General features: G+C 44.0%; 14 protein-coding genes. 8 read left to right on the top strand and 6 right to left on the bottom strand.

What is annotated here, in order from left to right; all coding sequences use genetic code 11:
- The first annotated feature begins 301 nt into the window (after nucleotides 1-301).
- The 3 genes from ligA to JMX83_RS02685 all read left to right on the top strand — a co-directional run bounded on the left by ligA (nucleotide 302) and on the right by JMX83_RS02685 (nucleotide 5679).
- On the top strand, nucleotides 302-2347 hold the full coding sequence (gene ligA / locus JMX83_RS02695) for an NAD-dependent DNA ligase LigA (protein ID WP_406947614.1): 2046 nt from the start codon (nucleotides 302-304) through the stop codon (nucleotides 2345-2347).
- Nucleotides 2348-2350: 3 nt separating this feature from the next.
- Entirely contained in the window at nucleotides 2351-4624 is a 2274-nt protein-coding gene (locus JMX83_RS02690; protein WP_201598847.1) for a tetratricopeptide repeat protein, read from the top strand.
- A gap of 194 nt (nucleotides 4625-4818) precedes the next feature.
- Nucleotides 4819-5679 carry a glutaredoxin gene (locus tag JMX83_RS02685; RefSeq protein WP_265089477.1) on the top strand — a complete coding sequence of 287 codons (861 nt, stop codon included), beginning with the start codon at nucleotides 4819-4821 and terminating at the stop codon, nucleotides 5677-5679.
- 36 nt (nucleotides 5680-5715) lie between these two features.
- Here JMX83_RS02685 and JMX83_RS02680 read toward each other — a convergent pair whose 3' ends face one another.
- From JMX83_RS02680 to JMX83_RS02670, 3 genes are all read right to left on the bottom strand, one after another.
- Complete coding sequence (locus tag JMX83_RS02680; RefSeq protein ID WP_227675683.1) at nucleotides 5716-6282, bottom strand: hypothetical protein; 567 nt, start codon at nucleotides 6280-6282, stop codon at nucleotides 5716-5718.
- A 178-nt stretch (nucleotides 6283-6460) separates the two neighbouring features.
- On the bottom strand, nucleotides 6461-6871 hold the full coding sequence (locus JMX83_RS02675; RefSeq protein ID WP_201598846.1) for a hypothetical protein: 411 nt from the start codon (nucleotides 6869-6871) through the stop codon (nucleotides 6461-6463).
- A gap of 347 nt (nucleotides 6872-7218) precedes the next feature.
- Nucleotides 7219-9693 carry a YgiQ family radical SAM protein gene (locus JMX83_RS02670; RefSeq protein ID WP_201598845.1) on the bottom strand — a complete coding sequence of 825 codons (2475 nt, stop codon included), beginning with the start codon at nucleotides 9691-9693 and terminating at the stop codon, nucleotides 7219-7221.
- A gap of 451 nt (nucleotides 9694-10144) precedes the next feature.
- On the opposite strand from JMX83_RS02670, the gene JMX83_RS02665 reads away from it, so the two are divergent.
- Together JMX83_RS02665 and JMX83_RS02660 are read left to right on the top strand one after the other, a co-directional pair.
- The gene (locus JMX83_RS02665) at nucleotides 10145-11524 is read left to right on the top strand and encodes an ammonium transporter (protein WP_227675682.1); all 1380 of its coding nucleotides are present in this window, start codon (nucleotides 10145-10147) and stop codon (nucleotides 11522-11524) included.
- 10 nt (nucleotides 11525-11534) lie between these two features.
- Nucleotides 11535-12167, top strand: coding sequence for a hypothetical protein (locus JMX83_RS02660; RefSeq protein ID WP_201598843.1), 633 nt, complete (start codon nucleotides 11535-11537; stop codon nucleotides 12165-12167).
- 92 nt (nucleotides 12168-12259) lie between these two features.
- Here the strand turns inward: JMX83_RS02660 and JMX83_RS02655 are convergent, their stop codons facing one another.
- Nucleotides 12260-13012, bottom strand: coding sequence for a YidX family protein (locus JMX83_RS02655; protein ID WP_227675681.1), 753 nt, complete (start codon nucleotides 13010-13012; stop codon nucleotides 12260-12262).
- A 141-nt stretch (nucleotides 13013-13153) separates the two neighbouring features.
- On the bottom strand, nucleotides 13154-13621 hold the full coding sequence (locus tag JMX83_RS02650) for an Lrp/AsnC family transcriptional regulator (protein ID WP_201598841.1): 468 nt from the start codon (nucleotides 13619-13621) through the stop codon (nucleotides 13154-13156).
- Nucleotides 13622-13866: 245 nt separating this feature from the next.
- Here JMX83_RS02650 and rarD point away from each other — a divergent pair, with 245 nt between their 5' ends.
- The gene (gene rarD, locus JMX83_RS02645) at nucleotides 13867-14886 is read left to right on the top strand and encodes an EamA family transporter RarD (RefSeq protein WP_265089476.1); all 1020 of its coding nucleotides are present in this window, start codon (nucleotides 13867-13869) and stop codon (nucleotides 14884-14886) included.
- A gap of 133 nt (nucleotides 14887-15019) precedes the next feature.
- Here rarD and smpB read toward each other — a convergent pair whose 3' ends face one another.
- Complete coding sequence (gene smpB, locus JMX83_RS02640; protein WP_057758370.1) at nucleotides 15020-15496, bottom strand: SsrA-binding protein SmpB; 477 nt, start codon at nucleotides 15494-15496, stop codon at nucleotides 15020-15022.
- Nucleotides 15497-15748: 252 nt separating this feature from the next.
- Between smpB and coaD the strand changes: the two genes are divergently transcribed.
- Both coaD and JMX83_RS02630 read left to right on the top strand, forming a co-directional pair.
- Nucleotides 15749-16264: a pantetheine-phosphate adenylyltransferase gene (gene coaD / locus JMX83_RS02635; RefSeq protein ID WP_201598839.1), complete on the top strand. Its 516-nt coding sequence runs from the start codon at nucleotides 15749-15751 to the stop codon at nucleotides 16262-16264.
- An 81-nt stretch (nucleotides 16265-16345) separates the two neighbouring features.
- Complete coding sequence (locus tag JMX83_RS02630; protein ID WP_201598837.1) at nucleotides 16346-16594, top strand: YfhL family 4Fe-4S dicluster ferredoxin; 249 nt, start codon at nucleotides 16346-16348, stop codon at nucleotides 16592-16594.
- Nucleotides 16595-16632: the final 38 nt, after the last annotated feature.

Raw genomic sequence — 16632 nt, 5'->3', positions numbered from 1 at the left:
AAAGGCAAATAGCGATTCACGTTATTTGCCTTTTTTAATGGGCTATAGTTTCTGCAAAAATTTAGAGTTAGTTCAAGATAATTTAGATACAAGGAAGGCAGGGGAAAGTACTACACGTAGTAGACTGAGCGAGCCTGACACAGTAGCTGATTTATATAGGATTGGCTATATCCGAGTATCCTGCAAACTTGTTATCATATCGGCATCTTGAATGACAAAAAAGACACCGACTATGACTGCCGCTACCTCACCAAATAATTCTAAAAACCTATCTGCTCAAGTACAAAGTGCAACATCTAACATGGCCAGTTTGACCGATGACAGTGCCAAGAACAGCACAGAGATCATCTCGCAAATGCGCACGCTTATCGAGTCGATAAAAACGCACAATTATGCTTACTATGTGCTGGATAATCCGATCTTAGAAGACAGTGAATACGATCAATTGCGCCGCTCGTTGCTTGAACTCGAAGAAGCATATCCAGACCTTATACAACCTGACAGTCCGATCAATCAAGTCGGCGATATGCCGCTATCTGCCTTTACCCAAGTTACGCATGATATTCCCATGCTATCGCTGGGTAATGTTTTTGAATACGATGATTTACGTGACTTTATGCGCCGTGTCAACGACCGCCTTAGCGTCTCACAGCAAAACCCTGAGTATGAGATGGAGCTAAAGTTGGACGGACTAGCAGTCTCGCTAAAATACGAACATGGCAAATTTGTCCAAGCGGTCACGCGCGGTGATGGGCAGACGGGTGAAGACATTACCCAAAATGCCAAAACCATTCGCAATTTGCCACTATGGATAGCGGATGCCGCCGATATCGAGCTGTTAGAAGTGCGCGGCGAAGTATTGATGCCAAAGGCAGGGTTTGAGCGTCTTAATCGATTGGCAGAAGAGAACGAGGGTAAAACTTTTGCCAATCCGCGCAATGCCGCTGCTGGTAGCTTACGTCAGCTTGATCCTGCCATAGCAGCCAGTCGTCCACTGGCCTTTTACGGTTATTCGGTCAATCAAGGATTACCTGAAAGTATAGACACCCAATCAGGGGCGCTAGCGTGGCTCACCGAGCTTGGCTTCACGGTCAGCGCCGTAGAAGTGGTCGCCAATCCACGCGCCGCGCAGACCTATTATGAGTCAGTGATAGAGGGTCGTAGTGATTTGCCATTTGAGATCGATGGTATGGTGATTAAGGTCAACAGCCTCGCTCTACAGCAGCAGCTTGGCTTCTTATCTCGTGAACCGCGCTGGGCAACGGCCTACAAATTCCCTGCTGAAACGGTGATGACGCGCCTCAACGATATCGAATGGCAAGTCGGCCGTACAGGGCAAATCACGCCAGTTGGCAAGCTCGAACCTGTCAAAGTCGGCGGCGTCACCGTCAGCAATGTCACTTTGCATAACTTTGGTGAAATACAGCGTCTTGACGTACGTGCAGGCGATATGGTCAGCGTGCACCGTGCAGGCGATGTCATTCCTAAAGTTACCCGCGTCTGGCACGAGCAGCGCCCAGCGGACAGCGAGCCAGTCACATTACCCTCGACTTGTCCTGTCTGCGACTCGCCTGTTGTCCTGCCAGAAGATGAGGCATTGGCGCGCTGCACAGGCGGTCTGTTTTGCCCTGCGCAGCAGACTGAGGCGCTCATTCACTTTGTTTCACGCCGTGCGATGGATATCGACGGGCTTGGCGCGAGTTGGCTCATTAGCTTCTTTGAGCATGGTCTGGTCAAAACCGTCGCTGATATCTATCAGTTGCACAACCATGCAGATGAGATGATCACCTTTGAAAAACTGGGTGAAAAATCAGTACAAAATATTATCAACGCTATTGAGGCGAGCAAGCACACCACGCTGGCACGCTTTATCTATGCGCTGGGTATTCGCGGTGTCGGTGAAGGGACGGCACAGAACTTTGCGCAGCAATTTGGTGATCTTGACGCATTAATGACTGCTGATATTGAGACCTTGATAAAAACGCCAGATGTCGGCGAAATCACTGCCGAGCTGACTTATAAATTCTTTCGTGCGCCGCACAATATTGAAGTCATCACGGCATTACGTGAAGCTGGCGTGCATTGGGATAAGGTCGAGCAGGTCGCATCAGAAGGGCTGCCACTCGATGGGCAAACGTGGGTTATTACGGGTGCGCTCGATAGCATGGCGCGTGATGAAGCCAAAGCCAAACTACAAGCGCTAGGCGCAAAAGTCTCGGGCAGCATCTCCGCAAAAACCACTGCGCTACTAGCAGGGGATAAGGCTGGCTCTAAACTGACCAAAGCGGAAAAATTGGGTGTCAAAATTGTGGCTGAGGAAGCGTTTTTGGCGATGGTTGGGGAGTAGATGATGAATATTGATGACATGGAAAGTCTGGACGAAGAAACCCGCAAAGAGATTGAAGAGTTACGGAGGATTACACCTGAGAAGCATGGAAATGCGTTTTTTGCACAGGCCCAGTTCAATCTTGGAGCAACATTCATAAAAAATGGAAATATTGAAGAAGCCTTAGAAGCTTTTTCTAATATTCAACACTTACACAGTCCTAAATTATATGCAGCTGCTCAATACCATATTGGTGAAATAATAGAGAGTAATGGTGACATAGAGTCTGCATTGAGTATTTGGAGAAATATTAATCATTCTGATAACCCAGAAATATATGCTGCAGCTCAATCTTATATTGGCTTTGTGTTATTCGAAAAAAATGACATTGAAGAAGCTTTACTTGTATGGGGTAATATTACTCATGCAGATGCCCCTGAACAGTATGTTCAAGCTCAGTTTAATATTGGGATTTGTTTATCGGAGAAGTTAAATAAAGAGGAGGCTTTACTAGCTTGGAGTAATATAACTCGTCTGGATGATCCAGAGCTGTATGCTCAAGCTCAATATAATATCGGAAGTAATTTATTAGAAAGAAAGCATGTAGAAGGTGCGTTATTATCTTGGCATAATATTGAAAAGAAAGATAATTCAGAAGCTTATGCCAAGGCTCAATTGAGGATTGGAAATACTCTGACAGAACAGGGAGACTATCAAGGTGGACTATTAGCATGGTGCAACGTTGAACGTTTAGATGATTTAGAAGCATATGCCAAGGCACAGTTTAAAATTGCAAGTTTCCTAATATCGTTTGAATATAAGCAAGCAGCAATTAAAGAGTTACAGCTTATTGAGCTTATGGATGATGCTGAAGCGTATGCGAAAGCACAATTTAATATTGGCATTCTGTTAGGTAAGAATAGTGATATAAAGGGTGCTGTAAAAGCATTCCGCAATATTAAATATGAATACGATTCAAGTGCTTATGGTAATGCCCAATATAGGATAGCAAGAATATTAATTAGTAATAATGATCTGACAGATTATACATCTGCTAAAACCTGTTTTGAATTAGCAAGAGAGGTGTTTTCTTATGAAGCTCGATCTTATATAAGAATTTTAGAACTATTAGAAGTTCCAGAAACAAAGAGCTTTGGTTTGAGCTTGCTAGATTTATTAAATATAGTGTTAGATATAGTTGATATTTTGACTTTAAATTTTAGCAAGTATGCCGATGAAGAAAAGCCTTTCGAGAGAAAGCTTGCTCATTACACGTCTACGTATACTTCTAACCTACTATTGGGTAATGATAAGAATAATACTCGCCCCAGCTCATTTAGACTGAATACGATTAACAATGTTAACGATCCTAGTGAAGGTCAACTACTTATTAGGAAATTGAAAGATGTAAAAGATAATAGCTTCGTTCCATTAGCTTTTGATAAGAAGTTCCATGCTTTTATCAGTTGCTTTACTTTTAACCATGATAGCCTGAATCAGTTTAGATTATATGGCAAACAAGATAACAAAGAGGCTTCTGGAATGAGCCTAGTCTTCAAAAAAGATTTTTTCCAATCTAAAAACTTAATAGGAGGGATATCCTATTTATCAATTGATAATACATTGAAAATCACCGAGGCTATTTCAAATATAAATGTTAAAGAGTCACATGATATACAAGGTCAAAAAATTAAGAACGAAAATGATGATCAAGAGTTAGTTAGACGATCAGTAATGAGATGCGTTTATTTAGACCCAACATCAGACTATTTTCATTTAGCACAGCGCAACCGTTTGACATTCTTTAGAGAGTTTGGGGATAACATAGTAATAAAGAACGGTACGAAACAGTCTCAAGCTGAATATGAGTGGGGTGTTTATCAAGAGTATATAAAGATCATTACTGAAAAATTTGAAGTTGCTTATCAAATTCTCAAAACTACTTACAAAGAAGTAGAAACAGAAATCAATAACGTGAGATTTACCCTTGGTAGCTTAAAACAGAAAGAATTAGCTATTTTGGTGGATGAAATACTTCTACCTTTAAAGTATTTAATCAAACATTCAGCATTTCGTGAGGAGCAAGAATGTAGGATGATTTATATTACTTCGATTGATAGACCTGAAGTGACAATGGAATATGGTAGTTTTCTATATGTCGAGTATGAACCTAGCGTTAAAGACCATCTCGATAAAATCTATATAGCCCCTGCTGCGCTCCAACATAAACGATACTTCGATAACATTCTAAAAAATGTCGATGTACCAGTTGAGGTATCAGGAAATGTATTTCGATAGTTGCTTCCAATTCACTAAGTTTAAAAATGCAGGCCACAGTTTTTAGTTTGAAAGTAAATTTTACTTATCATTAAACCTAACAAAGTTAACAAGACTGATTCAGAGCGCCCCTATCGATGCTTATAAGATAATAGTCACAGTCATAAGAAAAACTATTATCAAGTAGCGAATAAGCAAAACGTAAGGAGCGCGTTATGGCAGACCATACCAATCATCAGTCTGAGTCCGACACCATAGACAACAGCCAAAGCCAAAAAGTACAGCATCTCATCGATACCTTACAAGGCGAGCATATCGGCAAAGAAGGCGTGCAGTCTGCCATTATCTTTCGGATGGTGATGCCAGATCACCTATGCCCGTTTGGACTCAAATCAATTGATGCGCTCAAGCACGCAGGCTACGACATCATTGATCGCCATATTACGACCCAAGATGAGAATACACTAGTTAAAGAGACGCTTGGGGTCAAGACCACGCCGCAGACCTTTATTGATGGCAAGCGTGTTGGCGGCAATGATGATCTGCAAGTATTTTTGGGCAATCATGAACCTGAGACAGACGACGACACCACGTACGCGCCCATTATTGCGATATTTGCTGTTACCGCGCTGATGACACTGGCATTATGCTGGGCTTTTGCCGTCAGCGTCTTTTCGATACAAGCGCTTATGTGGTTTGTCGCGCTATCCATGTGTGTATTGGCGATTAAAAAACTTGAGGATTTGGAAGGGTTTACCACTGGGTTTTTGGGGTATGATTTACTCGCACGCCGCATGGTACGCTACGCCTATGTATATCCATTTTTAGAAGCATTTGCCGGTATCGCTATGCTTGCCGATCAGCCGTGGCTCAATCCGATTGCGGGTCTGGTCGCCTTTATCATCGGTTTGATCGGCGGGGTGTCGGTTATTAAAGCCGTCTATATTGACAAGCGTGAGCTAAAATGCGCCTGCGTCGGCGGCGATAGTAATGTGCCACTGGGCGCGATCTCTTTAACCGAAAACGTCATGATGTTCGGCATGGGTGGTTATATGCTGATTCGCGCTTTATTATAATCAAGTGGTTAGATGATGCGTAATAAATACAACGCGCTACTCCGCCATCTCACCATGCGCCTTTGCGTCACCTTTTTTGCCATCTGGTTTAATCACGATAGGTAATACCAACCCTTTGGCAAAGTCATCAGACAGCACATAATCATAGCGACTGGCAGCGACATCGGATGTGGTGTGAATGACCAGTGTCATCTCGTTACCATCGGTCAACTCATGTGAGACATAGGTTTCGCTCAGCTGATCCAAGGCTTTGGATAGCGCTTCGTTACTTGCCATGCTGATAGTGAGGTTGTGTTGAGCGGTGGCAAGATCTACATCGAAGTACTCTGCATAATCACGGACGTTTTGACTATCAATCGCAAATGGATACTTATAATTGGTAGGATCAGCAGGCTTTGTCCCACTGTCGACTAACGACCAATCTATCTGATCGGCTGCGGGTGTTGACGAGTCTGATGCGGTCGCCGCTGTTTCGGAGGCTTGGTTAGGGGTTTCGGTGCTATTATCGCAGCCTGTTAGCGTCCACATACTAGCAGTTGCGATTACCATCATCGTTATCAGACGCGTCGCCATCGGATTATCCTTTTTATTATTGATCATCATTAATGTGTGCTAAGGCTATTTTGACAGCTTTTTTGATGGTTCTCTAGCGAAATGAGACAAACAAGTCATGGTTATAAAAATATCAGACAGACAAGATTTATAAAAAGCACGCATAAAAAAACAGCCACTCTAGGGTGACTGTTTTATTTTTTATAGATTTCTGCTTATCTTTGATTGATTAGAGTTGGCAGTTTACTTTATATTCTTGACCACTTGCCCATTTCATCGCAAAGATACCTTTGTCACCTTTCATGTGCCATGCATAGACTGCTTTTGGATTTGAGTCGTTGACATAGCTTGCGACGTCACCTTTTACATCACCGTTTAAGACGAGCTTTTGCTCTGTCCATTTTACTTTAGGTAAGGTGGCATTGAGCATGACTTGCTTTTTGTTAATAGACTGCTTTGCCATGATGGTGCTACCATCGGTACAGGTATATGGGGCTGCTGCCATGCGATCATAAGCGGCAGTGACTTTTTCTGGCGCAGGGGTATCAGTTGCATCTGGGGTAGTTGGTGCGGTAGTCGCACAAGCGCTAAGTAGGGCAAGCGCAGGTAGGGCAGTTGCAATTTTAGTGATGGTATTCATCGTTCTCTCCAAAGTATTACTGGTGTCATTTACTTGTTCTTAATAATGCGTTTAGCATATGAGGCTTATAGTAGCGAAAACGAAGTATTGCCGTGTTAGAAATTGTTCATTACCTATTAGCTTCGTTACCCAATCGCTGACTAATGTAACTTACCATCGCCAACATATTGAAAGATAAACGATAATCATTTGAATTTTATTCGTTAATAAGTCAGACAAAAAAGCACCTATCAACTGAGCGCTGATAGGTGCTTTTTTATTCACTGAACACGACCTACGTTTAGACCGTGTTTTTATATTATTTTATATCGTCAAAGCGATGCTTTACACAGTAGCTTCTCAATCAGCTATTTGGTTTTGCGCGGTGGCAGACCTGTATGCTGAGTTTGGAAGTTGCCTTTGCTAACTTTTTTCTTGGTGTTTTTACCGATAGCATTTTTGCCCGCTGCGCCTTTAGCTGTTGCATTAGGGTTTGACGAGTTGTTGCTACGCTTCACTGAATCATTGCCTAGGCGACTGTTCTTTTTGCGCGCTGATTGATAGCTGTTTTGCTCGGCATCGCGACCTTCTAAGCTTGCATTGAACGGCGGAATCAAGCAGCCACGGTTTTTGCCAATCAAGTCACTACGGCCCATGTCTTGTAGGGCTTTACGAAGTAGTACCCAGTTTTTGGGATCATGATAACGGAGGAACGCTTTGTGCAGTTTGCGCTGCTTGCCAGATTTGACAATATCCATGTCACCTTCACTACGGCTGATCTTATGTAGTGGGTCTTTGTGCGTGTGATACATGGTGGTCGCAGTCGCCATCGGGCTTGGATAAAACGCCTGTACTTGGTCAGCGCGATAGCCATGACTTTTTAGCCACAGCGCAAGGTTCATCATGTCTTCATCTTTCGTACCCGGATGGGCGGCGATGAAATAAGGAATCAGATATTGCTCTTTGCCTGCTTCTTGACTGTACTGCTCAAACATCGCTTTGAATTGATCGTAGCTGCCCATGCCCGGCTTCATCATCTTTGATAGCACGCCTTCTTCAGAGTGCTCAGGAGCAATCTTGAGATAACCGCCGACATGATGGCTGACCAGTTCTTTAACGTATTCAGGATCTTTTACCGCCAGATCGTAACGCAAACCTGAAGCAATCAGGATTTTTTTCACGCCTTTAATATCACGTGCTTTGCGATATAGTTTGGTCAAATTACTGTGATCGGTCAGTAGATTTTCGCAGACATCAGGATAGACGCAAGACGGTTTACGGCAGTTCTTTTCAATCGTCTCGTCTTTACAGCTCAGACGATACATATTGGCCGTTGGGCCACCAAGATCAGATATCACGCCAGTATAGTTGGGTGCAGTATCACGAATCGCTTCTACTTCGCGCAAGATTGATTCTTCTGAGCGGTTTTGGATAATACGGCCTTCGTGCTCAGTGATCGAGCAGAACGTACAACCACCAAAACAACCACGCATGATATTAACCGAAAATTTAATCATATCATAAGCAGGGATACGCGCATCGCCATAGCTTGGGTGTGGTAGGCGGGCATATGGCAAGTCAAACACATAGTCCATCTCTTCTGTCGAGAGTGGAATCGGTGGCGGGTTCAGCCAGACATCGATTGAGGTATGCGAGTTACCTGCACCGCTGCTATGACGCTGTACGAGGGCGCGAGCGTTACCCGGATTGGTCTCTAAATGCAAGATACGGTTGGCGTGGGCATAGAGTACAGGGTCAGATTTGACATGCTCATAATCAGGCAGACGAATCACCGTTTGCTCACGTGGTGGCATCTTGATTTTGTGCTTACGGGCGGTTTTTGGCTTATCAAACACATTGTCAAAGCCGCGCATTTGTACCACTTGGGTATCAGTGTCCACTTGGTCGGCGTTGATGATTTTATCAGTGACTGGCTCAGCGACAAAACCCTGATATTGTGATGACATAGATGACGGCATGGCTTGCCCAACAGGTGAGTCCGATGGTTTGTTCTGCTCAATTGAGCAGCTATCAACGTCTTCGGTCATGACATACGGGTTGATAATTGGATCGACACGGCCAACGGTATCGACATCGTTACTCGCGACCTCAGTCATATCCGCTTGCCAATGACGACGAGTGGGAGTCAATAGATAAGAGGTGCCGCGTAACTTACTCATTTGCTCAAAGCTATAGCCTTTCGACAGACCATGTACCACATCGACGATAGCGCGCTCAGCATTACCATAGAGTAAGACATCCGCACGCGCATCTAGCAGGATACTACGGCGAACTTTGTCTGACCAATAATCATAATGCGCGATACGGCGTAAGCTGCCCTCAATACCGCCTAAGATAATCGGCACATCAGGATAAGCTTCACGGCAGCGCTGACTATAAACGATAGCTGCGCGATCAGGGCGTTTATTAGCCACGTTGCCAGGAGAGTAGGCATCATCACTACGGATTTTGCGATCGGCGGTATAGCGGTTGATCATGCTGTCCATGTTGCCAGCGGTCACGCCGTAAGCATAGACGGGTTTGCCTAGCTCCATAAAGGCGTCTTTGCTCTTCCAATCTGGCTGCGCGATGATGCCGACGCGAAAGCCTTGTGACTCAAGCAAGCGACCGATAATCGCCATACCAAAGCTTGGGTGATCGACATAAGCATCGCCTGAGATGATGATGACGTCACAAGCATCCCAGCCCAGATCGTCCATTTCCTTACGGCTCATCGGCAGGTAAGGCGCAGGCTCGTAGCAGCTCGCCCAGTGTTTGTCATAATCATAAAGTGGCTTGGTGCCTTGTTTAAAGGCAGTGCGGGCGATGGTATCGGCAGACATGGGCGGACCTGTTAATTAGAAAAATGGCACTAAAAATACAACCCTTATACATCACTGATGATAAAGGCTGATTTAAAAGGGCTCATTTTAACATGAATCACCTTCACTATGCGACCTATTCTATGAAGGGTGATTGTCGATAAGTTATTGATAGCGCGAGATAAACTGCTTATGCAAAGTAAGCTGCTAGCCCAGCCAAATAATGGTAAAAATGGTTTCAGCAGAACTGTCATATCGTCGCAAGTATGGTTGTTAAAGTACAGTTATCAAAGTATGGGTTTGGCCAGTACTGGTCATTTGTTTTCTCATGTTTGTTAGCCGTTCTAATTTTCATCCATAGCTTTTGGCATAGCTTTTGCTCCAACCCCGTTAGGGCTTATTTGTGTGCATTAATGAGTGAAAATGGTGCACCGATAAAAATTGAACGGCTAGATAAGTGTTTGGAGATAAAATGAGAACATCATCTGTTGGGCTGGATGTATTGGAGAAGTTACTCAAGTCATCACTAGGTAAGATATTAGCGCTCAGTACGCTACTGTTTGGTACGATAGCTAGTGCACAAGCTGCGGAGGCAGACACATTGACGGTGGCGCAGCTACTCGAATATCAAAACATCGCTTGGATTATCTGGGGCGGGGTATTAGTGTTTTTTATGCAGGCAGGTTTTGCGCTACTAGAGAGCGGCTCCGTGCGCGCAAAGAATGCGGTAAATGTGATGATGAAGAATTACACCGACATGTGTATCGGTGGTCTGGCGTTCTATTTGGTGGGTTTTGGGCTGATGATGGGTACCAATAACTCTGGATTTGTCGGTACCGATCATTTTATGCCAGTCAATCTGTCTAATATGGATTGGGCGCTGATGTTCTTTCAGATGATGTTTGCGGCGACAGCGGTGACCATCGCTAGTGGTGCCATGGCAGAGCGTGTCTCGTTTATCGGCTATGCAGTCGCCGCCTGTTTGATCTGTCTATTTATCTATCCTGTGTTTGCCAGTTGGGTGTGGGGTGGGTATTTCGGCGGTACTGGTTGGCTAGCTGAGCTTGGCTTTATCGATTTTGCTGGGTCGACAGTGGTGCATTCTATCGGGGGTTGGTTGGCGCTGGCAGGTATTTTGATCATTGGGCCAAGATTGGGGCGTTTTGCACCAGATGGCACGCCAAGACTCATCGCAGGTCATAACATGACGCTATTGGCGCTTGGCGGATTTATCTTATGGTTTGGTTGGTTTGGCTTCAATGCTGGATCGACGTTATCTATTACTGGCAATGTCGGTCTAATCGCCGTCAATACATTTGTTGCCGCGGTCAGTGCGGTGGTTAGCTACATGCTGATTGCTCGGACACTGAACAAAGCCATTTTGCTCAGTGATAGTGTCAACGCCAGTTTGATCGGTCTGGTATCCATCACGGCAGGCTGTGCCACGACGACGCCTGTTTTCGCCGTTGTCATCGGTGCCATCGCCTCCGTGGTCTATATCTTATCCACACAGGCATTATTGAAGCTCAAAATAGACGACGTGGTATCAGCAGTGGCAGTGCATGGATTCGGCGGTGCATGGGGCACACTCGCGGCTGGATTATTTTATACAGGGGACTTATTTAACTTATCACGGCTGGGCGTACAAGCGCTAGGCGTGGGCGTGGCGTTAGTTTGGGGGCTAGGGTTGGGTCTGGTGATGTATAAGCTGATCGATATGAGCTTTGGGTTAAAGGCCAGCCGCTTACATGAGCAGCGTGGTCTTGATTATACCGAGCATGCAGAGCTTGGCTACCCTGAGTTTCAAAAGCAAATGTTCGACACTAAAAGTTTAACAGAGCGGCATTTATAGGAGAGAGCTGATGAATATTGATACTCAATCCGTCGACCAAACCGTGTCCGCAATGGCAGAGGTACTGTCAGAGTATTTACATCCTGAAGAGGTGCGCTTGCTCAAGAGGCAATGGCAACAGTACTCGACTGTCTCTGTCAAAATGATGCAGCAGTGCATCTTAGATGCGACAAGGCGCTATCCTGAACTACAAGATCACAAGTCTGAAATTCGTAAAGGCTTTTGGGCTACGTTGCAAGCGGACAATCAGCAGGCAGTGGAGTCTGACAGTCACAATGGCCATAAAGAGGCAATCAATGTACCCGTACCTGTCTCTGAGCCCGTTCTCGCATTTTATACCGTGATAGAAGCGCTTCGCAACCAGCTAACGGCAGCAGACAGTCGCAGCTTTTTTCATAGTATGCACCAAACTGTTTCGCAAGAACGCACCTTCAAAGGGCATCACATCAATATCAATCAGTTTTTGGAAGGTAATCGTCCACCTGTACCGGACAATGAGCACCTGTTAAACAATTTGATGCAACTTGCCTACGTATGCTTGTGCGATATTACTGGTCCCGTAGAAGCTGATGAGATACTGTTTCAAGCAGCACAAACGGCCAAGCAAAGTTATCCAAAAGCCGTCGTCGAAAAATTATTTTAACGTACCAAGTGCGCACGTTACGAGCAAGTACGGATATCGCCTCGTAACGTGCCTTATGGTTTCAGGTGAGCCAGCGAGTTGGCTAATAGCTTTTAATTATCTAATAGCTGAAGCGGGAAAGTCACCACGTCAAAAGCGAGCGCAAAGGGAAGTAGTACCAGTTTTTGCGCACTATTTGGTCCATGACGGTTTGTGTTTTTTTGCTGCGTTTGAGTATAAAAGCTTACGGTATAAGGCTTGGTTAAAGCGCGATAATTTGACTGAATCAAGCTCAAGTTACTCACTTGCGGATATATGGCACCTTTAACGGGGACATTAAAACAAAAGCGCTGGGCACCAATACGTTGGTCACTGGCTGATGTGCATTCTCGGCCATTATTTTGTAAAAAGAACTGATAATCCGTGCGCCCAAACTCGTCTTTTAGTTTGGCATAAGACAGCCTCATCTCTCCTTGGAAATATCCATCGTTATTAGGTACATAAAAATTCATGTCATTGTCAACGTGGATGTTTTTTTGCGTCAGATTGCTAAGCAAACTGATCATCTCAGTCCCACCTTGGGTGAGTACGTAGCTGTTTTTTTCACCAACGATAACCATCGTCGCATTTGGTGTTTTTGGCAATGCCTGCGCTGGACGGCCAAAGGCAATAATTTGGTCTTCTGATAATGTTTGTTTAGTAGTGAGGACATGGTTATTACTTTCTAGCAATGAGCTGGTCGCACAGCCTGACATTGCAAGCATTGAAGCCAGTATAGTTCCTGTTATCAATGCTTTTGGGCTTATTTGATTTAGAGTGCTGTACCTGCTGTTTGTTTTATGAGGGTAGTCTGGTTGAGAGGTCATGCTCAGGCTTCCTTGTCTACTACGGTGAATAAAAATTGCTAATATTATCCAACTTATGTTAGTTTTTTACAAGTTTTGAATGCAGTTTAAACACCAATTATTAATAAAAAAGCTGATACCAACTCATACAGATAGATGTATTTAGTCTAAGGTAATCTTGGTCCCACTCTTAGTAAAGTTCATCACAAACTGACTTTTGAAGTTGCGTACATTATTTTCGTAGGTCAGCAAGTTGCGGGTGAACTGGTGGTAGTCACTCATATTTTTGGCATTGACCATCAGCATGAAATCAAAATCGCCAGATACTTCATAACAGCTCATCACTTGCGACTGCGCATCCATCAAACGCTCAAATCGATGTTGCATCGACGTATTGGAGCGCTCCATCTCTATCATCACCACTGCGGTCAGACCGTAGCCCACTTTGTTGGGATTAACGATGGCGACTTGCTTGGTAATCACGCCGCTGTCTATCAATGCTTGAATACGACGCTGAGCTGTCGCAATAGATACGTGCACTCGTTCTGCGACAGTTTTAAGCGGTAATGTCGCATCGTCTTGTAACAGATTTAAAATGGCTTTATCAGTGCTGTCTAGAATATGGCTCATGATAATGTACCTTCATTAATTGTTATTGCTAGGTTATTGATTATAAATATTATCACTAATAATTTAAATTTAAGAAAATAGTTATTTATATGACATTATTTTGATAAATTTATCCATAAATAAGTTTTTATAGAAATAATATATCAAAGCACCCTAGTAAAATAGTCCGTACCAATCAGAGCTGCTTTAAAAAAAAGAGCTAGCAATTGTTTTTTTATCATCTATTAATAGCTAGGGTGCTTATCATGTCTATCTCAATGCTCTCCAATGTATTCGCTAATGCGCTAGCAACCACTGCTTCACGTTTGCCATTGCCTGCGATTTGGACGACTGGTAACGCGCAGCAACGGACGTTGATGTTGGGAGTATCATTTGCCATCTTATCCAATATCTTGTTTGGCGTGCTCTATGCATACAGCAGCTTTCTGACGCCTTTGTCAGGCACGCAAGTGTTTATCTGGCGGATGCTAGCAATGTGGGCGGTGCTGGTCGGCTATTTATTGGTGAGCGGTAGGCTGAGTATGCACATCGACAAATTGCGTGCGCTGCGCTCGTTCAAACAGTGGGCATGGCTGCTACTACCTACGCCGATATTTTTGAGTCAGCTTTGGCTATTTATGTGGGCACCAGTTAATGGGCAGGGCGTCCAAACCGCCATGGGCTATTTTTTGTTTCCACTCATGATGGTGGTGTTCGGTTGCCTGCTGTTTGGCGAAAAGCTCAGTCGTCTACAGTGGCTGGCAGTTGCATTTGCGGCGGTAGGGGTGTTTAGTGAGATCATCCGTACGCAGAGTGTCTCTTGGGCGACGTTGTGGGTGTGTGGTACTTATCCGATATATTATATCGTGCGTAGACTCCAAGGCATTGACGCCATCACAGGTATGCTAGTCGATCTGACCTTGTTTGCCCCATTTGCGCTCGGTTATTTATACTTTGTTGCACCCAGTAATTTGGTAATGGTGGCAGGGTCTGGATTTTTGATCATGATGTTAGTCGGTCTTGGCGTTTTGAGTATCCTAGCAATGAAAACCAATATTGATGCCAGCCAAATGCTACCAGTCAATATTTATGGCATGATGAGTTATATAGAACCTGCATTGCTATTTATATTGGCGGTGACGGTACTTGGTAATCCGTTTGAATCAGCGATGATTTATAGCTATGGGTTGATCTGGTTAGGCATTGCTTGTTTGATTGCTCATGGGATAAAGCAGCTTCGCGCTCGTAAAAGTGTGCCATTGGCGATCAAAGGACAGGTCGCGTAAGTAGCTAGTTAGTTAATGAGTATTGTCAATAACGAGTATTATTAGTTAATAGTTATGAGCATTAATAAGGTATAAAAAAGGACGGCTCAATATTTGCTGAGCCGTCCTTTTTGATATATAGACTAAATAACGCTTAATCTAAATGCTGTTTAAAGCCGCGCTGCTTATCACGTTCCCAGTCACGATCTTTTAGCGTCTTACGCTTATCATGCTGCTTTTTACCTAGTGCTAGGCCAATCTGGCATTTCACTAGCGAGTTTTTCCAGTAGCAAGACAGCGGTACGCAAGCGTAACCTTTTTGATTGATTGCTCCAGACAGTTTTTCGATTTCACGGCGATTGAGCAGCAGTTTACGGGTACGAATACTGTCTGGACTAACGTGCGTTGAGCTCGACAGTAATGGCTGAATGTGCGCACCAAATAAGAAAGCTTCGTTATTGCGAAATATGACGTACGCTTCAGTGATGGTCATTTTTCCTGCACGGATAGCTTTGACTTCCCAGCCTTGTAGTGCTAACCCTGCTTCAAAGGTTTCTTCGATAAAATATTCATGACGCGCTTTTTTATTAGCGCAAATCTGATTATCAGGTTTTTTTGATTTTTTTGACATAATTTCTCCATAAGGATTGCCTAAAAACACAGGCGCCTTATTTGACCAGTCCTACTAATTCCTCATCTTAACCCATTCAATGGTATTGAATTTTATTTGGATTATAAGTCAGATGAGTCGAACCGTCTATTGTATCAAAGCCTCTGGTGAAAAGGTAAATCGGCTGTTAGGACAAATGTAGCAGATAAGTATTAAGTTTGAGCAAAATTTGCTAGCATATGGCCTAATATTACCGATTATATTAGCCATGCTATGAGCCACTCTATTTCTCCCAATTCCTCAAAGCTACACACCAAAATTCTATATCCTGGTACGTTTGATCCCATTACCAATGGTCATGTGGATTTGGTGACACGCGCAACCAAGCTTTTTGATGAAGTCGTGATCGCGGTTGCCTCGGGGCATCATAAAAAACCCTTGTTCAATTTTGAGGAGCGTGTCGCTTTGGTCGAGACCGTATTTGCCGATTTACCGCAAGTCTCAGTGATTGGCTTTGAAGGGCTGCTCGTTGATTTTATGCGCGAAAAACACGCCACCGCAGTGCTACGCGGGCTGCGTGCGATGTCAGATTTTGAGTACGAGTTTCAACTGGCCAATATGAACCGCGAGCTGGATGAAAACTTTGAAGCAGTATTTTTGACCCCATCTCAGAACTATTCATTTATCTCATCTACCATGATTCGTGAAATTGCCAAACTCGGTGGCGATGTTAGTAAATTTGTGCCGCCTTGTGTCTTGCAAGCTTTTGACAAAAAGTTAAATATTTAATAAGTGGTTCGCTGGCAAGATTTGCCATGATGGTAAAAAGCCAGTGATGTGTCAGACAATCAACAATATAAGGAGCAGTTTATGGCGCTATTAATCACTGATGAGTGCATCAACTGTGACGTGTGCGAGCCTGCCTGTCCAAATGAGGCAATCTCAGAAGGCGATGATATTTATGTCATTGACCCTGATTTATGCACAGAATGTGTCGGACATTTTGACGAGCCGCAATGCGTGGTGATTTGTCCAGTCGACTGTATCCCTCATGATCCCAATCATGTCGAAACCAAGAGTGATCTGTTATCTAAATATAAGCGGATTACGGGTCAGTAGCTATTTATAAGTGAGCGATGACGATTGGGTTTACCATG

This window comes from Psychrobacter piscatorii, assembly GCF_904846415.1.
GTDB lineage: Bacteria > Pseudomonadota > Gammaproteobacteria > Pseudomonadales > Moraxellaceae > Psychrobacter > Psychrobacter piscatorii.
This window is presented reverse-complemented; position numbering and strand designations above follow the sequence as displayed.

Bases quoted from the DNA above. Each gene is read 5' to 3' on its own strand.
- ligA (WP_406947614.1), top strand. From the start codon at position 302: ATGGCCAGTTTGACCGATGACAGTGCCAAGAACAGCACAGAGATCATC.
- JMX83_RS02690 (WP_201598847.1), top strand. From the start codon at position 2,351: ATGAATATTGATGACATGGAAAGTCTGGACGAAGAAACCCGCAAAGAG.
- JMX83_RS02685 (WP_265089477.1), top strand. From the start codon at position 4,819: ATGGCAGACCATACCAATCATCAGTCTGAGTCCGACACCATAGACAAC.
- JMX83_RS02680 (WP_227675683.1), bottom strand. From the start codon at position 6,282: ATGATGATCAATAATAAAAAGGATAATCCGATGGCGACGCGTCTGATA.
- JMX83_RS02675 (WP_201598846.1), bottom strand. From the start codon at position 6,871: ATGAATACCATCACTAAAATTGCAACTGCCCTACCTGCGCTTGCCCTA.
- JMX83_RS02670 (WP_201598845.1), bottom strand. From the start codon at position 9,693: ATGTCTGCCGATACCATCGCCCGCACTGCCTTTAAACAAGGCACCAAG.
- JMX83_RS02665 (WP_227675682.1), top strand. From the start codon at position 10,145: ATGAGAACATCATCTGTTGGGCTGGATGTATTGGAGAAGTTACTCAAG.
- JMX83_RS02660 (WP_201598843.1), top strand. From the start codon at position 11,535: ATGAATATTGATACTCAATCCGTCGACCAAACCGTGTCCGCAATGGCA.
- JMX83_RS02655 (WP_227675681.1), bottom strand. From the start codon at position 13,012: ATGACCTCTCAACCAGACTACCCTCATAAAACAAACAGCAGGTACAGC.
- JMX83_RS02650 (WP_201598841.1), bottom strand. From the start codon at position 13,621: ATGAGCCATATTCTAGACAGCACTGATAAAGCCATTTTAAATCTGTTA.
- rarD (WP_265089476.1), top strand. From the start codon at position 13,867: ATGTCTATCTCAATGCTCTCCAATGTATTCGCTAATGCGCTAGCAACC.
- smpB (WP_057758370.1), bottom strand. From the start codon at position 15,496: ATGTCAAAAAAATCAAAAAAACCTGATAATCAGATTTGCGCTAATAAA.
- coaD (WP_201598839.1), top strand. From the start codon at position 15,749: ATGAGCCACTCTATTTCTCCCAATTCCTCAAAGCTACACACCAAAATT.
- JMX83_RS02630 (WP_201598837.1), top strand. From the start codon at position 16,346: ATGGCGCTATTAATCACTGATGAGTGCATCAACTGTGACGTGTGCGAG.